This is a genomic window from Paenibacillus sp. FSL L8-0708, assembly GCF_038009325.1.
In the GTDB taxonomy this organism is placed as follows: Bacteria; Bacillota; Bacilli; order Paenibacillales; family Paenibacillaceae; genus Paenibacillus_AQ; species Paenibacillus_AQ odorifer.
Map to the genome: position 1 here is coordinate 4,417,074 of NZ_JBBPBC010000001.1, position 14,442 is coordinate 4,431,515.

Sequence of the window (14,442 nt, forward strand, 5' to 3'; positions counted from 1 at the left end):
CCTCCATTCTGATTTAAAATCTGAATCCCGATGTTTGCTCGTAACTGGTGCGCGCCCTTTCAATTAGCCGGGATATAAAGGATTGTGTCACTCCCATTTCGACTGCCACTTCCTTCTGTTTGAGTCCGCTCTGTATAAGCATGAGCGCTCGTTTCTCCTGTCCTCGAATGTTCATGAGTGCCTTTAAATCGATCTCGACACTTGTCATGCCCCCATCGCATTTACCTGCCCTGTCATGCCAATTCGGAATTAATTCCAAACTCTCGCACTTAATCGATCGGCGCCCTTTACGAAGATAACCCAACATTTCATTGGTGATGCAACGGCTGGCGTAAGTTGCAAATTTAAATCCTTTGGTTTCGTCGAAGGTTCGAGCTGCCTTGATAAGACCAATAGATCCTTCCTGAAAGAGTTCTAGATACTCCACGCCTGTTGTCTTGTTGATTTTATGAGCAATCGATCCAACCAGTCCCATGTTGTTTTGAATCAATTCGTCCGGCGTCAGTTGCCGTTCAGTTATTGCGGTTGCGCTCATTGGGATGCTCCCTCCTCCAGTTGACACTGGGGCTGTTCCATCAAATAAGTCGGTAGCGTCCATGCATCAATCCAATGGAGAGCCTCTTCATAACGAATTTCCAAGGTGTCGCGGTATGATCTAAGACCACCAAAGAACTTTTTATAATCGCCCCACATGCGGGTTATTGCTCTACGACTGTTTACTGAGTACCCAGACTCGGTTACCAATGCAGCCCATTTAGCAATGTGAACTTTCCCTTTAGCTTGTAATTTGTTTTGATATTCACGAGTACAGATGACCCGATTTTGCAATACTTCGATTTGTTGCTCTCGTTTATGGAGCAATATCAATAACGACTTCTGATCGCGCCATTCTTCTTGTGTTTGCATTTTTGCTTCCTCCCTCTTCAATTGGAATGTTCAAAGCCGCCTTCCATGCCTCTAGACGTGGTATCACTTCTGATTCCCATTGCTCTAAGAACTGCTTGACAGCATCCTGAGAATCCTTTAACTCCTTGGTGCTCCTGAAGTAGTATTCAGCCTGAGAATGCTCTGCGTTAACTGTGGTAAGGATATTTTTGAATGCCTCTCTCAATTTTCGAATAGAATGACGATCATCTTCCAACTTACTAACCCTCTGTTCATATTCATCTCTCAGTTGTTCCATAGATAAGTTCAATGCTATATTCTCTTCAGTCAGCTTTTGCACTTTTGCTTTGTCCTCAGTGGACATAGATCTTTTCTTTTTCAACTCATCAATCTGCGCTAGAAGCTTTTCTTGCTGTTCGGTATGTTGCTGGATTAATGACTGACGATTCGCTTCTATTTCCTCAGCCCGAAGCTCCGCTGATTCTTTCTCCTGCTCCGACTCCTTGAGAGCTTTCTTGACTTCACGCAGCTCTTTAACGGTCATGCTCTCTACCTTCTTGGATTCGCCTGTAGAAGGGACAACATGCTCCTGCTCAACGAATTCAGAGCGGTCGATCGATTCTGGTAGGGAGATCATTTCAAATATTTTCCCGGCTGGTAAATGTGCAGACGTCGCAACATTTGAAAACTGCTCATACGCCTGAATCATTTTTGCTGCTGTGAACCGGTCAATCTCGATTGTTTCCAACCAGTCGATGTACTGACCGTGAACCAGATCGTTCTCCTTCACGTGATTCAGGCGCTTGCCGATCTCAAAGAGCGACTGCCCTGCAACTTGCTTATAGCTGTTGATCTCAGCTGTGATAACCTGCAGATCAGTTGATAGTGTTAGCTGATTCATTCTGCGCCTCCTTCTTTAACTGATAACTAAGATGTCGATACATTTGAATCCATCTGAACCATTTCGATTCGCCTTTTTTGCGCACCCATCCACCTTTAAATTCCAGAACCACAGCAGTTCTATACGAGAGGTTCAGCAGCGCCTGTTTTGATACATGAGCCAAATTATTCACATCCCTATTAAGAAAACTTATTTTATTTTCAAAGGGCATTCCTTCAATTAGGAGGTCTTCTTTTGATATAAAACTCTACTGAATCCAGTTTTCACGGATTCTTTACCGAAAAAAATATGTTCATCAGGTACGTCATACATTGTAAGTAATACCACTAGCAGATCACGCGGTATATCGGCTGAATCAGTTTCATACTTTCGGATTGTATCCACGCTCTTATTTGCTCTTGTTGCAACCTCTTCGCGTGTTAATCCACAGTTTATTCTTGCTGCACGGAGTGTTATTTTGAATGTCTTATTCTGTTTTTCGAGTATCATGTGTGCCCCTCCTTTCTTTTGGTGTACCCCTATAGTAATCCGGTTAAACTGGACTGTCAACCGTAAAAACCGGATTTTTCTATTTGTTTTTTTGGAAAAGTACGCTATAATGAAGGAAATTATCCTGTAAATATGGATCGAGAAAAGGACGGATGAAAAGTGCGTAAGAAATATGCCGAGGTAGAAAAAGTATTAATGGCAGAGATGGCAAAAAATCTAAAATCAGTTCTGGAAAAAAAGAAAGTAACTCAAAAAGAATTGGCTGAAAAGACGGGGCTATCGACTAGCGCTATATCGGACTACACAAATGCTAAGACGCTCATGTCTCCTGGAAATCTACAAATGATTTGTGATGCTCTCGATGTAGCACATGGAGATATTGATCCCACGTTTAGGGGATCTGCACAAATTAAAGAAAGCTCCCCACAGTACTTAACTGGGGAAGCTTTGGGAGAATTACCTATAGAAAATTTACATATACATAATCTTACTCGGAACGGAAAACCGCTTACTGATGATCAAAAGAAACGTCTAGTGCAAATTTTGCAGTCTGCTGCTGATCTTCTGGATCAGTGATACTGCTTAAGTATTCTTCTGCTTCTGTTATGTCTAAACCTTTGTTGTGGAGATGAAGCAGGAGTTCTTCGGTTTTTATTGAATAAATTGTTATACGTCATCACTCCCATGATGTAAATATTTCCCGCCGCGATAATTGGAACAAGCATACCATAAATACGAACAGAATGGGAACACTTTTTTTTCAAAACTAACACAAAAGGAGCAACCCATGGGTTTCAAACTCGGGGATTGTCTCTTGTCTGATCGACTTGACGAGCATGGATGGACACAAGCCTATTTCGCAAAGCGTATGAATGTATCGCGCCAATTTGTAAACAGAATCATTAGTGGAGAGCGCAAGATGTCATTCGAATTTGCGATAAATGCTGCTCATATCCTTGGGTGTCGCACCACCGATCTTTATGTTCTTGAAGTCGTTAATGACAGGAGCGAGTAGATTTTCTACTCTCCCACGAGGATATTGTCACCCTATAGGATAACAACATTTGCGTTGTAATAAGCATACCCTCTTGTCCCGGTTTATACTGTCGTTCCATGTCGTTTTTTCTTTTGCCGTTCACGGTCCTCAAACGGTATTTCGTCCTTAATTTTTTCGATATTCCGCCTCGATACGCTTGTATGCTTCCCTTTTAGATGTTTGTCGAAAAATATTTTTCTTGTTAATTTGTCATATACTTCAGCTTTTTCTAAATTAACGAGATTGGATTTGCTTAATTGTTCGAATCCTTCCAACACAAGAATCTCTGCAAAATCCCTAAGCGCTACAGCCGGACGATACTCATCTTCTTTTGTATGCAGCACTGTGTGCTCTCCCTCTGTCTGTAAAAAGATCACATCCCTTGAATCAATTACTCCAGCTATACCGGATTTTATTTTGACTACTAGTATATCCATGTACCTCACCTCACGAATATCATTTCGCAAAGGTGTGGCAATCATACAAACATTGTAAAAATTTGTAGAAATATTTTCCTTTGTCTGTTAGACTTTCCATGTAAATTACTATCAAATTTAGGGGGAAAACATGAAGAAGCCGATTTATAAGAAATGGTGGTTTTGGTTAGTGCTGATCCTTGTAATTGGATGGATTGGAAGCTTGGGTGAGGATAAAGAACCAACTACTCTCACAGACCCTGAACCTAGCGTTCAAGCCGAAACTGTTATGACAAAAGAAACCGAAAAACCAATTGCAACACCGACCAATGAAGAAGATAAAAAAAATAAAGAAGCTGCTGAAAAGGCGGATGCCGAGAAAAAGGCTAAGGAAGAAGCAGTAGCTAAAGCTGAGACTGAAGCCAAGGCAAAGGAGGAAAGTGTTCCTAGAGAATATAAAGCGGCATTAAAACAAGCAGGATCATATGCAGAAACTTTGAATATGTCAAAGGCAGGCATTTACGATCAGTTGACTTCTGAATATGGAGCAAATTTCCCTCCAGAAGCCGCTCAATATGCTATCGACAACATTGTAGTTGACTGGAAAGAAAATGCATTGAAATCTGCACAATCATACGCAGAAACGTTGGATATGTCAGATTCCGCCATTTATGATCAATTGATTTCAGACTATGGTGCGCAGTTCACTGCAGAAGAAGCGCAATACGCGATAGATAATTTAAAATAAACAAAGCCCTACCGGCCATATGGGTTAGTAGGGATTCTTCTAATAACGCTTCTCTCTTTTTGTCAGAACACTAGACATGTTATAGTATCCATATATATTAATGGGGGACAGTTCATCACGGATAACATAAAGGATTCAATCGATGTAAATACGAAACTAAAACACTACTTCCCACTTCCAACACATCTTTATTTTATGGATATATCTTGTATGAATTCAGTGGCTCATGAAGAAGAACGAGGACACAATTTAACGGGGCTTATAAATGCTCTATACATTCAAGGTCATTTAGATCTTGATCGTTTATTAAACTGTACATGGAAAGAAATATGTCAGGCGCGAAGAATAGGTGTTAAAAAGCACGCACTCTTACTTAGCTTACTAGAACGAATTTCTGCAGATCCCAAGACAATAGAAAATCACAAAATCCCCCCATCAGTTACAATGCACATTGAAGAAGAAATCGGAGAATTGACCTTAAAGGAAATCATTAGAAAAAATAAAGAAACACAAGTGAATTTATTGAAGGTACAAGAAGCAATTGAAAAGGAAGATCGTTTAAAGAAAATTAAAGATAGGCTCCGTGAAATGGGAATGATACATTAAGAAAGTCCTGCTAGAGTAATCAATGACAGGAATAATGTAAAAATATAATTATATGTAGGAGATGTTTAAAATGAAGAAGTTAACAACACTCCTTGGGTTCCTTCTTTTATTAAACACATTGATAATTCCAGTAAGCGCCCAATCTCCCACCCAACACGTAAAAGATGTTGTAACCAAGAAGTATCCAAACGAAAAGATCATATCACTAAAAACGGTGGACCTAAACAACGATAAGAAAAATGAATCTATTATTTTAACAGACTCAGGGAACCTATTCTTCCTAAATTCCAAAGATGTTTTAGTTCTAATTAATACAGGTGTAGCTTATGAGGAAGAAGATTCGGAGATTAAGGTTCTTCCAGCTTCCACCAAGGAAAAACATGTCGCAATTGTAGTGGATACCCCACCTTCTACCGTGGTATATGTATACCGACTCGAAAACGGTACTCTAGTACAAAAACTTCATTTCATTGCTGACATTGGAGTAGACTTCGAAAAGAACGGTGAAATACGTCAAGTATGGAAAAAATATCGACAAAACGGAGGTTGGGATATAGTTTCAGGAACTTTTACTTGGGATACAAAAACTAATAAATATAAGGGTTCAGGCAAGTATATTCTTAAATAAGCAGAAGCCTCAGGAGATCCTGAGGTTTTATTATGTAATAGCTCCAATTACATCGCCTATCATTATCCATTCCCAATCATCACCATAACGAAACTTAATCTGTCTAAGGTGCTGATCTACTCTCATGACTATTCCATGGATTGATCTGTCTTCATATTCACCAAATAATGTAATTGTGATCGGACTACAATCCTCTAAAGATTGAGCTAATACCTGTGAGATCTCCACTAATGCTTGGGGATCTAAATCAGGCTTTATCCGCACCTCTTCTTTAAGCGAATCATCCAGAATTCTTGCTTTATGTTCTGGCATTATCATTCGGCTTCCCTCCCAAAGTCCATTACCTTCAAGTTTCTTACGCTGTTGTGATTTCATTGTCTTCGTCTACTCCCTTAATAACTCTCAACGCTCGTGGCATGTTCTTACCTCTCTGTATGTACCCCTTAATCTCCAGGCGCTCCATGTGCGCATGTATTACCGCTGTAGATGACAACCCTACCTCCTTGGCAAGTTCACGTAAAGTTGGCGGATAGTGATTGATTTCGATCATCTTAATTAATGATCTGAGTATTTCTTTTTCTTTATCTGTTAATGGCTTCATGCAATTGCTCCTTTATCACTTGGCTGCCAAGCTAATATATTTACCATTAGAAACACTCTTGGTGCTCCTGTATTTAAACACGTTGCGCGAATCTTCCCATCCTTTATGCCTTTAATTTCAATTTTGCGCTAAATAATCTTACCAACTTTATCTAGGTAAACAATTTCAACGGTTTGACCAATCCGCATATGCACGTTGACAACCCTATAAAAAAAGAACATATGTTTGTATTATAACCAAACATGCGTTCATAAATCAACGGTAATCAATTTCCACGCCGCCAAAAACACCTCATACCAGTTAAGGTCGACAGGGTTGTTTTCGATTATTTAGACTACACATATCGGTGCCGCATAAGCTAATGACAGGATAGTATTTAATGTTTTAGTAACACAAAAAAACAACACCCTCTTTTTAAAGGGGCGTTGTTTTAATGGAGAAAACCTAATCTGTGATCTCGAATAAACGATATGACATTATGACAGCTTCCTCAATTGTCGTCTTAGCTCTTGGATTAAATAAATTGTTTGAGTCACCTTTTACAACACCCAGTGAACGTAAATATTTTATCGGTTCTTGAGCAAAAGAGGCAAACTTACTTTCATCTTCAAAACGCGAATAGGTATAGTTGTATTCAAAATTTGGACGGGCTTTATCGAGCGCTCGTTTTAACATAACACATATTTCCTCTCTAGTTATTGACTTGCTCGGTTCAAAGCGATCCTTAGATATTCCATTGACGATTCCTAAATTATACGCCTTGATTACTTGTTTGTTTTTAGTATCAAGGAAGGGATTCTTCGCCTGTTCCGGAACATTTTTTCCTATCATTGCCTCATAGTATTTTATTACCACTTCCGAAAATTGTTCTCTTGTAATCGACTTATTAAGATTATACTGAATCACAGGAATCAATAACCCTATTTCTTCAGCCTTTGGTAACTCAGATTGCGCCCATGAACTGGACATCTTGTATTTTCCCGTCACTGGAAATACTGGTATTGGCTGAGCATCTATGAGTTTAATGGGAGTCTTGATATAATAATCAGCCGATTTTTCATAAAAATAATTTTTATTTCCCCATCCCCAAACTTCTCCGTTTTCTCTTATAGCAATAGTTTTTTCACTAGAAACATCTACGTATTTCACCTTGCCCATTATTAATGTCGGTGCTTTTAAGGATTCCTCTGTGTCATTACCGAGTTGGCCACTAGAACCATTTCCCCACATATATAATTCATTATTGTTTGTAATAGCGGCACAAGTTTCTGTTAATGAAAAGTCTTTTACATTGTCTAATACTTTTTGTGGAGTCTGATCGTTACCAATCTCATTGTTATAATTCACTTGCCCCCATAAGTAAAGTTCGCCATTCGAGTTTATTGCAGCTGAATTGTTCATATACGCAGCTATTTTAGATATATTCTTCAAAACAATTTCAGGAGTATCATTACTATTTTTTGTTCCGTTACCCAATGAACCCCAATTATCCCCTCCCCAACTCCAAAGTGTACCATCATTAGTTAGTGCCAATACATGATTTGCACCCGATACTGCTTCATTAACATTATCAAGAAGTTTTGTTTCTTTTTCTGTATTCCATAATTCATCTATTTGATTCACAACGTATTTTTTTTCGAGGACTTGTTTTACTTTACCTACTTTCTCTGGCAGTTTAATAGTTTTGTATGTATCACGAGATAACTCTATAAGATTTCCGTTATCCTTTACTGCCATTTCATCTCCATCTTCTGATATCGATGTTATATGTCCAGTAACTTTTTTCAGTTCATTTCCATCCCAGTACATTAAATCCCCATTACTTTTTAATATGTAAGATCCATCATCAAAGACCTCCACTTGCTTCACCCAAGAAGCATCTGCCGCTTCCACTGGTGGAGCAAATGTAAATAAAGATGAAACAAAGAGAGCTACTGTACTAAATGTAGCAAAAGCTTTAAACATTAGAAGACCCCCAAAATGATTATTTTATCACACAAAATTCTATAAACTTGTTATTAGACGTACTGGTCTTACACTACAATCTATAAGGGTATCAACTCAACCACCATCACATATATCCCTCCTCATTAAGCAGAAATTCGACAAGAACACAGAAATATCCTTCAAAAGTAACAAGAAGGTAGTACGTGAGTAACAACGATCGTACACCATTCAGTTCTCTGAAGGAGGAAACAAAGAAAAATAATAATGCAGCCATATTACGATTGAAACTCAGGTGTAATTTTATGTATTTTTTTCATGTGTTTCTCATGATAACTTATGCCATTACCATCCTAAACTCAAATTCATATCTCATGTAATAAGCATCAGCAACTTTGACACTAACAGGACTCCATTTCTGGATTGGACCCTCACAATCAATTATACAGCCGACCAGTTTACCACGGCGTTCAATTATATCCACTTGAGACTGTTTTAAGGCAATTGTTAGAAATTCAGCATCACTCTCTAAGACTTTGTATGAAGGGCTCAAATAATCAACTTCCTAAACGCCTTAATATCCCACTAGTACAGAGGGAAGGTTTTAACCTTGTGTTAAGATAATCTCTGGATTTATTCACTTTGCTGCCTTCTTGTTTCGCACCATGCTCTCTGTCCCATTTTAAGCATTGATTTAAGTATCAGAATAACCGCTGGTAATATGTAAGAGATCGCCGCACCTAATGACGATGCTATATATCCTGTAAAAACTGTTATTACTGTTAATTCTCCAGCATTAAACTCCGCTAACAACTTCCTTTTTTCATCGGTATAGCTATCTTCATTACAAAAAAAAGATTCAAGTTCTTTTTTTAGATTATCAAAGAAAGTATTTGTCCCATTAACAGTGCCAAATGGGAATGTGTTTTCTGGGCCGTTAGCACTCAATAAAATTTCAGCCACTTCATCAAATGACTTGCCTTGTGTCAGCAAAGCATCAATATTTCTTTTTTGATAATTTGGTAAGATGGATAAATAATCCACATTACTATCAAACAAATTATATATTGACATTTACATCAACATCTCCTTTATGTATTCCGCAGATATAACATGTGTTGTTTGATGCAAGGTTAGAGGATCAACACCAGCTAGCGATATCCCGCTACTGCCCCCTGGTGCATAAGAACCAATTAACATACCTACTATTGAATCTTTAAAAAAAACTGGTCCCCCTGATTGTCCAGGTCTTGCTTGAGTATTAAGAACAAAGTGTTTATTTTTAATCCCTTGTGATTGGATCAGCACTTTCGCGCCTACCTGTGTAGTTTGTTGTGTAAGTACCATCCTTCCATAGTCAGCATGAGGAAATCCGAAAACCGTAACTATGCTACCTGGGCTTATCTCGTCACTTCCACGTAAGTTATATCCAGGCGCTACATTGGCTTGTATTCTAAGTATACATATGTCTTTTATACTATCTACATGTTCTATAGATGCCTTTAGAATATCGACACTTCCATCTGAAGTATCTTGGTAATCGTTTAGTTTGTACTTTGGTATTATAATCGATAAATTGTTCTCATCAGCATTTGTAACATGTTTTGTAGTAGCAATAAGACCATTACCAACGATGAAGCCTGTTCCTAGTAAATTTGCTCCATTGGGACTATTCCTAGCAATTGCTACAACGTAACTGGAAACATCGTTATAGGACATCCATCTTCCTCCTCATAATTGTTATTTCAGGAATAAATTTCGACATAATTAGTGATATTCCTTTTCTACTAAAATTAAATCTTGTATGCACTAATTAATAAAACAATCTTAGTTAACGTTATTATCGGTAATATCAAAGCAGTTACTAGAAAACTCGTGTACCTTCCTGGACTCCTATTACAAATACCCCGCCATTACTGGCAGGGTACAGCCTTCACTATTTGATTTCTTCATCTTCATAATACGAAACAGCAAGTTCCTTTTTCATTTGTTCTTTTAGTGCAATCAGCAAGGAATCTATTTTTTCATTTAAACGTTCACGTTCAACATGTGTTCCGTGCTCAGGGTACTTTGTGTATGTAAGTACCATTGAAATATCCTCAAGCGCTTCTCCGCTCATTGCGGTAACGCTCTTCGATAGAAAAATATCTGAAATCAAAAGATAATTCCTGGCGTCTATAAGGTTTGATTCAGCATCGTTTATATCTAAAATTCTTAAATAAGACCTTAGTTCTTCAACAGCATTTTTCTTGTTTGTTTCCCAATTAGCTAAAATGCTACTCGCTTTACCTTCAACTATTTTTCTATTTTCCATATAAGCTTTTATATCACTTTTACTAAATTCATCAAACGACAAAAACGACCTAAGCCCGTATAGCGCTCTTATATTTCCGTGAGCTATTAATAGTAATTTACATAAATGAGGATATAATTCATGCCTTTTGACCGAATAGAGATTAAAATCATGGGACCTTCTTTGCAATTCGAATTTCAAATTTTCAGTATGTATAGTTAACTTTTGCTTATAGCTTTCTAATTCTTTTTCCGCTTTACTTTTAATATATAACTGAAAACCTCCTGTTATTATTGCAGAAATAGCACCAGAAAATAACAAATTAAACCCCACGTTCATAACAGCACTTCCCTTCTTCTTATAAAAACACCCCTAGTTAGCCAAAGCTAACAAGGGGTGTTTGCCGATACTTTCGGACTGCACACTTCGGTGCTTCCAATACGTGTATTGACACAATATCATGATTGGGACAATCTGTAAATGATTTAACAGGGATCGCTCACCTCTATGACGAATTGTTACTGGGAATACATAAGGAGGGTTTTACATGATTGCTTACCGACTTGATAGACGTAATGAAATGAGTGTAGGACAAACGATTGGGCTACAGATATTTAATGACATTAAGCCACCGTTCTTAAATTCAATTCTTCATAAGGAGTACCCCCAAGGGCTGACAAGTCATGGCGATCAATTTTATGCAAGTACTCTCAGCGCCAATATATTTCAAAGCGCATTTATCGAAAGCATCTTTGAGTATGAACGCCGCCTCAAGTTCCCTGATAAAATATCCCGTTTCCAAGCAATATTTGCTTCTGAGACTGTAAATGAAGCGACTAAATGGGCTGGAAAGTTGAAGACGGGTGATTTTTGTGATTTGTACGAAATTGAATTTGATAATACAAACACAATAAAAGTAGATGCCTCTTGGTTGGCGATGGGCGAATCCGTTCCTTCATTACTTTACACTACTTATTATGCAGAACAATATTGGAGTGGTACGTTTACAGATAATCCAATCTTTGAACTGTTGATCATTCCTCCCGCTAGGGTCCTTCGAAAGATCACTCTATATTGAAAATTTTCCGATACTATGGTCATGGTTTGAAACTACATGCGCCCCTAAAGCGAACGCCAACACCCCATGATCATACGCACCGTCCCTTCTCATCATAATTATGATCGGTCTATATTCAGAGTCTTTGAAATGGGACTCTAATTGTTTCTCCGCTACCTTTGTAATCTCATAAAGCTTCTTTAAATTTTCCGCTGTCTCCATTCTTTAAACCTCCTAATATTTAGTGTAAACCTTCTCCCAACATTTACCGTAATATATGGTAATATGAAATTAAAGGAGCTGAGTATCTTGAAGAAAGCAATCATCGGATTAGTGGCCGGCATGTTAATCGGTTCGGCAGGAATGGCCGCAGCTGCGACCACTCAGACTGTTCAGGCTGCCCTTGCAAAATTTACGTTTTCAGTCGATGGTCAGAAGCAAACACTTAAGAATGATCCGCTTGTATATAAAGGCACTACATATCTACCAGTACGCGAAGTAGCTGAAATGACAGGCTATGGGCTGGAGTATGACAATACGAAAAAATCCATTGATCTTAAATCGAAAGGAGGAACTGATGTGAGTACAGAACTGAAAGCAAAGACACTATTAAAAGGCCGCACGTTAATTGAATTACTCGCAAAGAAATATCCTGATTATGCCACTCCTACAGACAACAAACTGAGTTTGTCTTTGGATGGAAATCTGATTATCGGAGATCAAAAATACGCTCTCCCCTATGACTCACAGTACAACTACGACGTTTCGCCACTAATTGATGCTCGAGTCTTATCTGTAGAAGATCTTTAATAGTTCCCCCCGCCTCTCGAAGCCACGAATATCTGAGAAACTACAGTTGCTACTACACGCCCCAGACTGTCTGGGGCTATTTTTAATTCGTGGAATTTCCCCCGTTCTACTTTCCCGCTTCCATCCTTACTGAGATATGGAATGATGTCGATTTCTTCCCCGCTGGTCTCGTTAAACGGAATAACATTTCCATCTACTGTTATTGTTAAAGACGTTGGTATAGGACCTGAATAAATACCATACTCGATACCATGCGTATGTGCTGGAATCTGGTGCGTGTGCTCCATATTGTGGGTGTGGCTCATATCGTGCGTGTGATCCATATCGTGTGTATGATCCATCGCGTGCGTGTGATCCATTGTGTGTGTGTGATCCATATCGTGTGTATGATTAGGCAGGTCGATCCTATGTCCATGGTTAGCAGGGTTATGAGTATGCCCCGCATGAGCGACCCAAGTAACAAATCCCCCGCCAGATGTAGCCAATTGTGTCCCATTAGCCAGTCCGTGATTGTGACCCCCTTCATATGTTGTGGGATCTGGCGCGAAATCTGGCTCAAATTTGTATGTCCCTGTACGAGTATCAATCACTGCTCCACCTGAAGCCGTTGTATTTCGACTGCTCGGACCTGATGTATCCCTTGTACTTGGTCCCGCAGTATCTCTCGTGCTCGGACCCGCCGTCTCCCTTGAACTCGGCCCAGCTGTTTGTCTGGTACTTGGTCCCGCTGTTTGTGTACTGCTTGGACCGGAAGACACTGACGGGGCCGAGGCAATTGACTTACTATAAGCCCGAAACGCCTCCACCTGAAACGACAACATGACCTTGTTAATCCGCGCCGTTTCCTCTGGAACATAGAACTTTAGGATGGCTGGGTGCGTAGGATCTGCGTTATCTGCAAAGTCCCGTGTATCAAGATTTGTAGCCCCTTGAGCATAAGAATCGTTTATGTGCTGCCTGTTCTGCAGATCAGCAATACTACCCGCAATATCCTCTGTCCGGTTGGCGATCTCGATCTGAACATCACCGGGAGCTCCGATCATATCCCCTTTACCAACATTAACAACCCGAGCAATAAAGTCCTCTCCAAGCTCGTCATCCTTCACTCTTATTCTCGAACCAGTCTTAAACTTATATATTTGCTGTCCAGTCAAACGGTGGATTTCAGAGGCTCCAACACCATAGGAGATACGCGGAACCTTGAGCTCATTAAGCAGCGTCTGACATCGTGCAAGTAGTGTCTCTGCATATTCAAAGCGTCTATCTACAAAGATGGATGAAAGTATACCGTGCTCAGCTTGAGCTGCTGCATCTTCTATATAAGGTAACCCGCCGTTGATATCTGCGAATGTTAGTTGATTAACACCCTCACCGAATCCGAGGCCATATAGCCGAGTGCATAGGTTAGTTGGATCCACTACCTTCTCAATCTCAGTCATGTTTACACCGTACCGAATGTAAGCCGTAACCTCTTCGTTTGGTTCCACAAGATTCAAAGTCCATGGAAATGATGTGGTGTCCCAAGTCCATTGATATTCAGAGTCGAAAGGCTTCGGCACTGAGAACAATGCCCCGAGCAACGTGTCGTTCTCCCAATTGTATTCAAACTGCCGACCGAATCCGACTGTTCCAAGTTTCCAGCGTGGTACCACCTGCTTGGAAAGGATGTACTGAATTACTTGATTTGTGTATACGCCAAGGTTGCCGACTGTATGAGATTGAAATAATACGTCATTCAGCAAGGTAGCAAGCACATGCTCACACTCATATTTGATAACTGGACCACTTTGATTCCTATTCATGGTATTTGGAACGATGCGGAATAACTCCACTCGCTCGTTGTTGTCGTATAGCTCTACGAAGTAAAATGGCTTACATTCTGCGTTCTTGGGATCATCTCCCGGCAAGCTGAAGGCAGCTGTCCATAACGAGTTAAGTGGCATGCTGTATTCGATGTTAAATGCGTTCTCAAGTAAAGCCACACGCCGCATCTGAGCGTCATAAATTGTTACTGGTGCTTTAGGCATC

General features: G+C 39.5%; 21 protein-coding genes. 7 read left to right on the top strand and 14 right to left on the bottom strand.

Translation table 11 applies throughout. The features are described 5' to 3' along the window. Positions 1 to 13 precede the first annotated feature (13 nt). The 5 genes from NYE58_RS21185 to NYE58_RS21205 are packed head-to-tail and all read right to left on the bottom strand — an operon-like array spanning position 14 to position 2,275. On the bottom strand, positions 14 to 535 hold the full coding sequence (locus tag NYE58_RS21185; protein ID WP_076218649.1) for a sigma-70 family RNA polymerase sigma factor: 522 nt from the start codon (positions 533 to 535) through the stop codon (positions 14 to 16). Further along, a complete protein-coding gene (locus NYE58_RS21190) occupies positions 532 to 906 on the bottom strand; it encodes an ORF6C domain-containing protein (protein ID WP_076218650.1) in 375 nt (124 codons plus the stop codon). The genes NYE58_RS21185 and NYE58_RS21190 overlap by 4 nt, the downstream gene beginning before the upstream one ends. Continuing rightward, on the bottom strand, positions 851 to 1,786 hold the full coding sequence (locus NYE58_RS21195) for a hypothetical protein (RefSeq protein ID WP_076218651.1): 936 nt from the start codon (positions 1,784 to 1,786) through the stop codon (positions 851 to 853). The genes NYE58_RS21190 and NYE58_RS21195 overlap by 56 nt, the downstream gene beginning before the upstream one ends. Further along, on the bottom strand, positions 1,761 to 1,949 hold the full coding sequence (locus NYE58_RS21200) for a hypothetical protein (RefSeq protein ID WP_076277293.1): 189 nt from the start codon (positions 1,947 to 1,949) through the stop codon (positions 1,761 to 1,763). The genes NYE58_RS21195 and NYE58_RS21200 overlap by 26 nt, the downstream gene beginning before the upstream one ends. A gap of 56 nt (positions 1,950 to 2,005) precedes the next feature. Then, positions 2,006 to 2,275 (bottom strand): helix-turn-helix domain-containing protein, encoded by a 270-nt coding sequence (locus tag NYE58_RS21205; RefSeq protein WP_256719045.1) that lies wholly within the window; start codon positions 2,273 to 2,275, stop codon positions 2,006 to 2,008. Between the two features lie 159 nt (positions 2,276 to 2,434). On the opposite strand from NYE58_RS21205, the gene NYE58_RS21210 reads away from it, so the two are divergent. Further along, a complete protein-coding gene (locus tag NYE58_RS21210; RefSeq protein WP_076218653.1) occupies positions 2,435 to 2,851 on the top strand; it encodes a helix-turn-helix domain-containing protein in 417 nt (138 codons plus the stop codon). Between the two features lie 211 nt (positions 2,852 to 3,062). Next, complete coding sequence (locus NYE58_RS37555) at positions 3,063 to 3,290, top strand: helix-turn-helix transcriptional regulator (RefSeq protein ID WP_076218654.1); 228 nt, start codon at positions 3,063 to 3,065, stop codon at positions 3,288 to 3,290. Positions 3,291 to 3,373: 83 nt separating this feature from the next. Here NYE58_RS37555 and NYE58_RS21215 read toward each other — a convergent pair whose 3' ends face one another. Then, entirely contained in the window at positions 3,374 to 3,748 is a 375-nt protein-coding gene (locus tag NYE58_RS21215) for a LytTR family DNA-binding domain-containing protein (protein WP_076218655.1), read from the bottom strand. 130 nt (positions 3,749 to 3,878) lie between these two features. Here NYE58_RS21215 and NYE58_RS21220 point away from each other — a divergent pair, with 130 nt between their 5' ends. From NYE58_RS21220 to NYE58_RS21230, 3 genes are all read left to right on the top strand, one after another. Further along, positions 3,879 to 4,475 carry an Ltp family lipoprotein gene (locus NYE58_RS21220; RefSeq protein WP_076218656.1) on the top strand — a complete coding sequence of 199 codons (597 nt, stop codon included), beginning with the start codon at positions 3,879 to 3,881 and terminating at the stop codon, positions 4,473 to 4,475. Between the two features lie 210 nt (positions 4,476 to 4,685). Beyond that, complete coding sequence (locus tag NYE58_RS21225) at positions 4,686 to 5,081, top strand: hypothetical protein (protein ID WP_076218657.1); 396 nt, start codon at positions 4,686 to 4,688, stop codon at positions 5,079 to 5,081. Between the two features lie 70 nt (positions 5,082 to 5,151). Continuing rightward, positions 5,152 to 5,709 carry a hypothetical protein gene (locus NYE58_RS21230; RefSeq protein ID WP_076218658.1) on the top strand — a complete coding sequence of 186 codons (558 nt, stop codon included), beginning with the start codon at positions 5,152 to 5,154 and terminating at the stop codon, positions 5,707 to 5,709. 30 nt (positions 5,710 to 5,739) lie between these two features. On the opposite strand, the gene NYE58_RS21235 is transcribed toward NYE58_RS21230, so the two are convergent. The 6 genes from NYE58_RS21235 to NYE58_RS21260 all read right to left on the bottom strand — a co-directional run bounded on the left by NYE58_RS21235 (position 5,740) and on the right by NYE58_RS21260 (position 10,886). After that, on the bottom strand, positions 5,740 to 6,084 hold the full coding sequence (locus NYE58_RS21235; RefSeq protein WP_076218659.1) for a YolD-like family protein: 345 nt from the start codon (positions 6,082 to 6,084) through the stop codon (positions 5,740 to 5,742). Further along, a complete protein-coding gene (locus tag NYE58_RS21240) occupies positions 6,065 to 6,310 on the bottom strand; it encodes a LexA family protein (RefSeq protein WP_076218660.1) in 246 nt (81 codons plus the stop codon). Before NYE58_RS21240 ends, NYE58_RS21235 begins: the two co-directional genes overlap by 20 nt. Positions 6,311 to 6,754: 444 nt before the next feature. Further along, complete coding sequence (locus NYE58_RS21245) at positions 6,755 to 8,275, bottom strand: S-layer homology domain-containing protein (RefSeq protein ID WP_076218661.1); 1,521 nt, start codon at positions 8,273 to 8,275, stop codon at positions 6,755 to 6,757. Positions 8,276 to 8,887: 612 nt separating this feature from the next. After that, positions 8,888 to 9,328 carry a hypothetical protein gene (locus tag NYE58_RS21250; protein ID WP_076218663.1) on the bottom strand — a complete coding sequence of 147 codons (441 nt, stop codon included), beginning with the start codon at positions 9,326 to 9,328 and terminating at the stop codon, positions 8,888 to 8,890. After that, the gene (locus NYE58_RS21255; RefSeq protein ID WP_076218664.1) at positions 9,329 to 9,973 is read right to left on the bottom strand and encodes a S1 family peptidase; all 645 of its coding nucleotides are present in this window, start codon (positions 9,971 to 9,973) and stop codon (positions 9,329 to 9,331) included. It abuts the gene before it with no gap. A 217-nt stretch (positions 9,974 to 10,190) separates the two neighbouring features. Further along, on the bottom strand, positions 10,191 to 10,886 hold the full coding sequence (locus NYE58_RS21260) for a hypothetical protein (RefSeq protein ID WP_076218665.1): 696 nt from the start codon (positions 10,884 to 10,886) through the stop codon (positions 10,191 to 10,193). A 208-nt stretch (positions 10,887 to 11,094) separates the two neighbouring features. Here NYE58_RS21260 and NYE58_RS21265 point away from each other — a divergent pair, with 208 nt between their 5' ends. Further along, positions 11,095 to 11,625 carry a hypothetical protein gene (locus NYE58_RS21265; protein WP_341002982.1) on the top strand — a complete coding sequence of 177 codons (531 nt, stop codon included), beginning with the start codon at positions 11,095 to 11,097 and terminating at the stop codon, positions 11,623 to 11,625. Here the strand turns inward: NYE58_RS21265 and NYE58_RS21270 are convergent. After that, a complete protein-coding gene (locus NYE58_RS21270; RefSeq protein ID WP_076218667.1) occupies positions 11,617 to 11,826 on the bottom strand; it encodes a hypothetical protein in 210 nt (69 codons plus the stop codon). The genes NYE58_RS21265 and NYE58_RS21270 overlap by 9 nt on opposite strands. Before the next feature lie 87 nt (positions 11,827 to 11,913). On the opposite strand from NYE58_RS21270, the gene NYE58_RS21275 reads away from it, so the two are divergent. Beyond that, positions 11,914 to 12,414: a stalk domain-containing protein gene (locus NYE58_RS21275; RefSeq protein ID WP_076218668.1), complete on the top strand. Its 501-nt coding sequence runs from the start codon at positions 11,914 to 11,916 to the stop codon at positions 12,412 to 12,414. On the opposite strand, the gene NYE58_RS21280 is transcribed toward NYE58_RS21275, so the two are convergent. Next, entirely contained in the window at positions 12,411 to 14,441 is a 2,031-nt protein-coding gene (locus NYE58_RS21280) for a phage tail spike protein (protein WP_076218669.1), read from the bottom strand. The genes NYE58_RS21275 and NYE58_RS21280 overlap by 4 nt on opposite strands. Position 14,442 lies beyond the last annotated feature (1 nt).